Annotated in this window: 9 protein-coding genes; 1 reads left to right on the forward strand and 8 read right to left on the reverse strand. The window is 42.3% G+C overall.

What is annotated here, in order from left to right; all coding sequences use genetic code 11:
* Window positions 1-63: 63 nt before the first annotated feature.
* Window positions 64-1,182: an NAD(P)/FAD-dependent oxidoreductase gene (locus tag E1160_RS08460; RefSeq protein WP_155154712.1), complete on the forward strand. Its 1,119-nt coding sequence runs from the start codon at window positions 64-66 to the stop codon at window positions 1,180-1,182.
* On the opposite strand, the gene E1160_RS08465 is transcribed toward E1160_RS08460, so the two are convergent.
* The 8 genes from E1160_RS08465 to E1160_RS08500 form a co-directional block, all read right to left on the reverse strand.
* Entirely contained in the window at window positions 1,171-2,268 is a 1,098-nt protein-coding gene (locus E1160_RS08465) for an alanine dehydrogenase (RefSeq protein WP_155154713.1), read from the reverse strand. The genes E1160_RS08460 and E1160_RS08465 overlap by 12 nt on opposite strands.
* 30 nt (window positions 2,269-2,298) lie before the next feature.
* Entirely contained in the window at window positions 2,299-3,354 is a 1,056-nt protein-coding gene (locus tag E1160_RS08470) for a GNAT family acetyltransferase (protein WP_155154714.1), read from the reverse strand.
* 18 nt (window positions 3,355-3,372) lie between these two features.
* On the reverse strand, window positions 3,373-4,221 hold the full coding sequence (sseA, locus tag E1160_RS08475) for a 3-mercaptopyruvate sulfurtransferase (protein WP_155154715.1): 849 nt from the start codon (window positions 4,219-4,221) through the stop codon (window positions 3,373-3,375).
* 19 nt (window positions 4,222-4,240) lie between these two features.
* Window positions 4,241-4,960, reverse strand: a complete 720-nt coding sequence (locus E1160_RS08480; protein WP_155154716.1) for an alanyl-tRNA editing protein — start codon at window positions 4,958-4,960, stop codon at window positions 4,241-4,243.
* A gap of 163 nt (window positions 4,961-5,123) precedes the next feature.
* Window positions 5,124-6,122, reverse strand: a complete 999-nt coding sequence (locus E1160_RS08485; RefSeq protein WP_155154717.1) for a cysteine synthase A — start codon at window positions 6,120-6,122, stop codon at window positions 5,124-5,126.
* Between the two features lie 54 nt (window positions 6,123-6,176).
* The gene (locus E1160_RS08490; RefSeq protein ID WP_155154718.1) at window positions 6,177-6,800 is read right to left on the reverse strand and encodes an NUDIX domain-containing protein; all 624 of its coding nucleotides are present in this window, start codon (window positions 6,798-6,800) and stop codon (window positions 6,177-6,179) included.
* Window positions 6,801-6,830: 30 nt separating this feature from the next.
* Window positions 6,831-7,247, reverse strand: a complete 417-nt coding sequence (locus E1160_RS08495) for a cyclic nucleotide-binding domain-containing protein (RefSeq protein WP_218048793.1) — start codon at window positions 7,245-7,247, stop codon at window positions 6,831-6,833.
* Window positions 7,248-7,255: 8 nt separating this feature from the next.
* Window positions 7,256-7,693, reverse strand: coding sequence for a Crp/Fnr family transcriptional regulator (locus E1160_RS08500; RefSeq protein ID WP_218048794.1), 438 nt, complete (start codon window positions 7,691-7,693; stop codon window positions 7,256-7,258).
* Between the last annotated feature and the right edge of the window lie 115 nt (window positions 7,694-7,808).

Consider the following 7,808-nt stretch of genomic DNA (forward strand, 5'->3'; position numbering starts at 1 on the left):
CAGTGCCTTACATAACTGGCAAGTAAACAAGCAAAATTTGAAAATCACAGGACTAAATCAATCATGGAACATATGGATACAGTGGTTATTGGCGCTGGTGTTGTTGGATTGGCAATTGCACGTAAATTAGCGTTAGCAGGAAACGATGTATTGGTTCTTGAATCCGAGGCTGCGATTGGAACAGGGACATCTGCTCGAAATTCCGAAGTGATTCATGCCGGTATTTATTATCCCAAAGGCAGCTTGAAAGCGAAGTTTTGTGTTGAGGGTAAGAGGCAATTATATGAGTTTTGTGAAAGTCGTGGGGTTGAATATAAGAATAGTCAAAAGCTTATTGTCGCAACAGATGAGAAACAATTAAATGGCTTGCCTGCCATTAAACAAAAGGCAGAGGAAAATGGCGTTGATGATTTAGAATTTCTTACATCGGATCAGGCAAAGGCGTTAGAGCCAAATCTATCGACGGCAGGGGCATTGTTATCCCCATCAACCGGGATCGTGGATAGTCATGGGTTAATGCTGGCATTTCAAGGGGAAGCAGAAGATCATGGCGCTATGATTGCCTTTAATGCACCCTTGATTTCCTCGGAAATTCAAGCGGATGGTATTGTGTTAAATGTAGGTGGTGACGCGCCAATGCATATCAAAGCTCGGCAAGTGGTGAATTCAGCAGGATTGTATGCCCCAATGCTGGCTGCCAATATGGATGGTCTTGATGAAGCTTTTAAACCAAAGGCTTATATTTGTAAGGGAAATTACTTTACTTTAGCGGGGAGAAGTCCGTTTAGTCGCTTGATTTATCCGATGCCAAATGAAGCTGGCTTAGGCGTTCATATTACAGTTGACCTAGGAGGTCAGGCGAAGTTTGGACCTGACACGGAATGGTTGGATAAAGACTTGCCAGAATTAGATGATTACCCAGTTAATCCTATACGGGGTGAAAGTTTTTATGAGGCAGTGCGCAGCTATTGGCCCGATTTGCAGGATGGTGCCCTGCAAGCAGGTTATTCTGGTATGCGCCCGAAATTGGTTGGGGCAGGGGAGATTGCCGCTGATTTTAAAATAGATGGCCCCGAAACGCATAACATTCCGGGGCTGGTCAATCTATTTGGTATTGAATCTCCGGGATTAACATCCTCTATGGCGATTGCTGACCATGTTGAAAAACTCTTAAGAGTTTAAGAATTTTTCTGTCTCTACACGGTCACGTCCTTGGACACGTGCTGTTTCAGCATGTGTTAGGGTACCTTCAGCACATACTAAACCACGTGCAAGATATGCATTCTTCTTGCAAGCTTCTTTCCATCCATTTTCGATCATACTTTTGATATGAATGTAAAGTGCACGGCTATATCCCGCACTTGCGGCGACTGGAACAGAACCTGGAATGTTATCTACACAGAAATGCAAAATACCTTCTTCACGATAAGTTGGATCTTCCCATTTTGTTGCACGGCATGTCTCAACAGCCCCACCCGGATCACAGGAAATATCGGAAATAACAGCCGTCGGCTTCAAGCGTTTCAAATCGGCACGGGAAATGAGATGGTCATCGCGATGCTTTGGCCATAAAACGCAATTCACGATCAAATCGTAATCACCCATATCAGCGTTAAAATCATCGATATGTGCGGTTGAGAAATTACTATGGTCCCAATCTTGCTCCGTACGGTAACGAATACCGTCGGAAATGTCATAGCCGACAACTTCGATACCTAAAGATAAAAGCACACGTAAAGCACCGCGCCCCACATTGCCAAGGCCAATCACAGCTGCTTTGATCGGTTGTGATCCATAATGGCCATAGAAGTGACGACCAGACCCGCCATGTGGCGCAAAGCAATAGCGGATGCCTTCAAACGCGCCAACTTCACCAGCCAAGGCACAGTTTGGGGACCCGAATTCATGACAATCTTCTGCGGCAATCGCAGTGAGGCCCTTTTCTAATAAAGCATCAACTTGCCCCGGTAAGGCAGCCGGGTGAATATTTGTAAATAAGATATGATCTTCGCGAAGAAGTGGATATTCAGCTTCCAAAAATTCTTTCACTTTGACAATCAAAGTTGCACCACCATAAACGGATGCCGCATCCGGCATGATTTCCGCGCCTGCTGCTTTATATTCTTCATCAGTCACGCCAGACAGAATACCTGCATTGGTTTCCACCAATACCTTAACGCCTGCATCAGTAAGTTGTTTTACCTGCTCCGGCATTTGGGCAACACGGCCTTCTTGTGGTTTGATTTCCTTAGGGATACCAACAATCATTTTTTTATCCTTATGATTTACTCTTAAATTTTAATTTGACGGGAAAACTGGCATCGGTTGTGCCAACTCTATTTCTTTTGGAATGACCCCAATCGTTCTTGGGTCGGTAATTACTTGTGTTTCACGCTGATACACACTGAACCCAGCCTTTTGATAGGTTGGTAAGGCGGACGGGTGATCCAACGTACAGGTGTTTAATTGTATACGGGAAGGCTTGCTTGGATGGTCCCAAGCGGTTCGGACCGCGAAATCTAATAGATAAGGTCCTAAACCTTTACCAATGAAATCAGGAAAGAGACCAAAATAGCCGATTTCCATCGTTTGCCCTCTATCTTCGAAATTACTTAGGTTATCCAGCTGCACCCAACCCGCGGGAATGCCTCCAACAGATAGCAAATATTGATCAGTCGTTTCGCGTGTGACGATTTGTTCAATTTCACTATCTTCTGCGAGGCGTTTTTCCCACCAAAGCCATTTTTCACCGATGCTGTTATAGAGATATCGATAAAAACTGACTGTACATTCATGAAGTTTGATCAAAGTAACAGGAACGCCTTGGGTGGGAAGAGGGCGAGCCGATCCTTTAGGTCTCTCAGTCATTTCCAGATAACTTATAACCACAGGGATTTGATTATCCGTATCGTTCTTTGTAGGTGGCGCTGGTGGTTCTTTTAGCCATTTCACCATCAGGGTACGGTCTTCGCTTTGATAACCCCAGCTTTCATAGATCGACCTGACCCGTTGGTTTTCTGGACGGATCATTAACATAACTTTAGCACAGCCCTTATTCTTTAAGGCAGCTTCTGCTTCAATTGAAATATGATGACCAATACCTTTACCTTGATGGGTCGGATCAACAGCTAAATAATACACCCAGCCGCGATGCCCATCAAAGCCAAGCATGACTGATGCGATAACCTTATTATCGTCTATAGCGACGAGGATATCACTCTCCTTGGCATTTACTGCTGTTTCAATATCTGCTGCTGGATCATTCCATGGACGTGTAAGGCCGCATGTTTCCCATAAATGCAGGATATCCGTTAGATCATCATCATTATAAGAGCGTATAGAAAGTCTAGTCATGGAATTTGAAACTCCAAATTAAGGTTCGATCGGTGTTTCGCGATGTCCACCCCATTCAGTCCAACTACCGTCATAGACAGCTGCGTCCTCTTTGCCGATAAGATAGAGTGCAAAAGAGAGCACACATGCGGTCACACCAGTCCCACAACTGGCGATAACAGGTTTATCAAAGTCCAGCTTTTCTGTTTCAAATAATGCTCGAATTGAGGCCTCGTCTTTTATTGTTTTTGCTTCGGTTAAAATCTCCGCAAATGGCAAATTTAGAGAACCCGGGATATGTCCGCCGCGAAGACCGGGTCTCGGTTCTGGAATTTCTGCATGAAAACGATTTCGTGCACGGGCATCAATCACTTGGGCTTGCATGCTTTCCAAATTCACTTGAACATCGGATAGAGATTTAACCAGTTCAGATTTAAAATCTGCCGTATAATTTGTTGGTTGACGTGTTGGAAATTTATTATCCATTGGTCGGTTTTCTGCTTCCCATTTTAAAGAGCCGCCATTTAAAATCGCAACTTTGTCATGCCCAAAGCATCTAAACATCCACCAAACACGGGCTGCAGAGAATAAACCATAGGAATCATAAACAACGATCAGGTCTTCGTTGCTAATCCCCATTTTACTAACTGTGCGTGCAAAACCATCAGACGATGGCAACATGTGCGGAAGATCGCTTGTGCCATCTGATACCACATCGATATCGAAGAAAATGGCGCCGGGAATATGTTTTTCTTTATATTCTGCTTTTGCATCACGGTTTAGGTTCGGCATATGCCAGCTGGCATCTAGAATTGTGATTTTTGGATTATCAATATGTGCTTCAAGCCAGTCTGCTTCGACCAAAGCATGCGCATTTACATATGGCATTAATTTCTTTCCCCTTAAATTAAGCCGGATCAAAGACAATATTCACACGACGATTACGTTTGCCTTTGTTTTCAATTTTTGACACTAAAATTCGACCAATTTCGCTGGTTCTTTTAATATGTGTGCCACCGCAAGGTTGAAGGTCTACATCTTCGCCAACTTTGACAAGGCGTATTTGTCCCCCAATACGCGGTGGTTGAACAGACATGGTGCGAACCAAATCAGGATTAGCATCCAATTCATCCGTGGTGATATGCATGGTGCCTGTTTCATGATCAGCCTCAATTAGGGCATTCATTGCCTTTGTGATTTCTTCTTTATCTAGCGTATGCTCGCCAATATCAAAATCCAGACGACTTTTTTCTGCGCCAACCTGACCACCAGTTACACCGCAAGGCACAACAGAACACATCAGATGCATGGCGGAATGCATACGCATATATTTATATCGGGTTTCCCAGTTAATTTCGGCGATTACTTTGGTACCGATAGAAGGTAGGTCTTGTCCTTCGGCAGGGACATGAATGATGTCGTTGTTTTCTTTAGACTTTACAGTGGTTGAGATTTTAACTTCTTTTCCGTCTACAGTTTTTAAGATGCCAGTGTCACCGGGCTGACCGCCACCTGTCGGATAAAACACGGTTTGATCAAGGATGATACCATTTAACTCATTGATTTCCGTAATAGTCGCTTCACAGCTTTTTAAATACGAATCTTCACGAAAAAGATCTTTTGTCATTCTAATGTCTCCCACATTCAGACCCATGTCATCTCGTTTTTATTTGTTGGATTGTATTGTTTAAAATTGTACCTACAAGGTCAACTTGAATATGTGCCAGAATAAAAAAAAGCGGTCACAGTGTTTGTGACCGCTGGTAAACATTAATTTTAATTAATAAAGATTATAGCCATTCAGGATAGGGAAGGCCTTGTTCTTTTAAGAATTCAGGATTGTATAGTTTGGACTGATATCTAGTACCATAATCACACAAGATCGTTACAATTGTTTTTCCTGGGCCCAGTTCTTTTGCCAGCTTCATGGCACCGGCCACATTAACAGCCGCTGATCCACCAAGACATAGACCTTCTTTTTTCAAGAGATCAAATGCGATAGGAAGTGCTTCGGAATCCGTCACACGGAAAGGGTGGTCAACCTCTAAACCTTCAAGGTTAGCTGTAATACGACCTTGACCAATACCTTCCGTGATTGATGTGCCTTCAGCTTTTAATTCACCATTCTTATAATATTCATATAAAGCGGCACCACCCGGATCAGCAATACCAATTTGGATATTTTTATTGCGTTCACGTAACGCATCAGCCGTACCTGCGAGTGTGCCTCCCGTACCAACCGCGCAGATAAAGCCATCAACTTTACCATCGGTTTGTGTCCAGATTTCAGGACCTGTTGTTTCATAATGCCCTTGACGGTTTGCAACATTATCAAACTGGTTTGCCCAGATCGCGCCATTATCTTCACTGGCTGCAATTTCTTCTGCCAAGCGGCCTGAATATTTTACATAGTTGTTTGGGTCTTTATAAGGGACTGCAGGGACTTCACGTAAATCAGCGCCAGCTAATCGCAACATATCTTTCTTTTCCTGAGATTGGGTCTCTGGAATAACGATTACAGTGCGATATCCTAATGCATTACCAACGAGCGCAAGGCCAATGCCAGTATTACCAGCGGTACCTTCAACAATAACACCGCCCGGTTTGAGCAACCCTTTTTTCTCTGCGTCTTGAATGATGGCTTTAGCTGCACGATCCTTAACGGAGCCTCCAGGGTTTAAGAACTCAGCTTTACCTAAAATAGTACAGCCAGTCGCTTCAGACGGACCTTTTAGTTTGATAAGAGGGGTGTTTCCCACGGCATCAAGAAAATCGGCTCTATAATCCATTATTTTTGTGTCCTTTATATTTAACTACACTTAAATAATAAAAAAGAAATAAAATTACAAGTCCAGACTCGATTTTTTTAGAGCCAGCCATTGGATGGTGGCGACAAGTGCGAGGTTTGAAAATTTTCCATCAAGTGCGGCTTGTAAGGCATGGTCAAAATCTACTGCAAAAGAGCGAATATTTTCTGCTTCATGTTCCATACCATGAATACCTCCCACATTTTCTGTGGAGCAAATACCTACAAAACATTCCATTGTTTCTGAACTGCCGCCACCTGTGGGATAAAATAAACCAGTCTTGAAGAGTTTTGTTATTTCACAACCCGCTTCTTCAATACTTTCACGAATAGCTACATCTTGTCCTGTTTCTCCTTCGTCTATGATGCCGGCCACAGTTTCTATACACCAGCAATTCTCATCATCAGCAGCAAACGGGCCAGGACGAAATTGTTCAATTAGGATAATTTCATTTCTTACAGGATCATAGGGTAGGCAGATAGCTGCATGCCCACGTTCGAAGATTTCACGTGTGAATGGGCCAACAACATGTCCATCGAATGCTTTATGACTAAATGTATATCGATCTACTTGGAAATAATCTTTATACAAGGTTTCTTTTTTATGCAGGGTAACATCTTTACGAGTAAAGCTAGGAGTGAAGGTAGGTTTATTATACATTACTACTCAATTCTAAATGTCATAAATAATTTATTTTTCCAACGATAACGCATTGGTCAGGGTATCTAATTCTTCTCTTTTCGAAGAACGGCTCATGTTGTCAATAGATTGCATGTTACCTTGTAAGATACGAAATAACGCGGCAATAAACGGGTCTTCATTATTTAGTTGTTTGAATAAATTGCGTTTATTAACGGCGACACATGTGACTGTATTCATTGCTCTTGCATAGTATTTTCGTTTTTCAGAAGAGATCAATGCTTGCTCACCAAAGGCATATCCTGCACTTAAGAGTTTTATACGCTTTTCATGCTCTTTTTCATCAATTTCAAATAATTCAACAGTTCCATCATGGATGAGAAATATTTCATTTGAACTATCTCCGGCTTTAAAGATCAGTTCATTTGGTTGAAATGTATTTTTTTTGAGCATACGTGAGTCTGACATTATAGATATCATTCATTGAATAGATGATTTTTAAGGTGAGGGATATTATCCACTTTAATAGGCTTTAACTCCACATCATGAGACATACTACGTAACATACGAATCATGACCATAAGCATCATTTTTGTCACAGGGTTTGATTTACTTAATTTCTTTTTAACTGTTTCTTCTGGGATGGAAATAACTACTGTTGGTTCATCGGCAACGGCAGTTGCCATTCGTGGAGAATTATCCATTAGGGCCATTTCACCAAAGATGCCACCCGTTTCAACAAAACCAAGTGTCCCCTTGTCACCACTGGACATATTTTTGATGATGCGAACGCGACCACGTTGGACAACATAAGCTTGGGAGCCTTTGTCACCCTCATGAAAAATGATATCGCCCTGAGCAAAGGTTCGTCTATTTAATATTCGTCCTAATGCCGGATCATCGTGGACAGTCACGAAAGCTTCCCCTTCCATACTTTCTTGGAATTGCAGCAGTTTAGATTTTTAAATGTTTAAAAATACGAAACAACCAACCGCAACTAAAATATAGATAGATATAGGAAATCGGAAG

Source organism: Curvivirga aplysinae (assembly GCF_009711445.1).
GTDB classification, from domain to species: Bacteria; Pseudomonadota; Alphaproteobacteria; order UBA8366; family Aestuariispiraceae; genus Curvivirga; species Curvivirga aplysinae.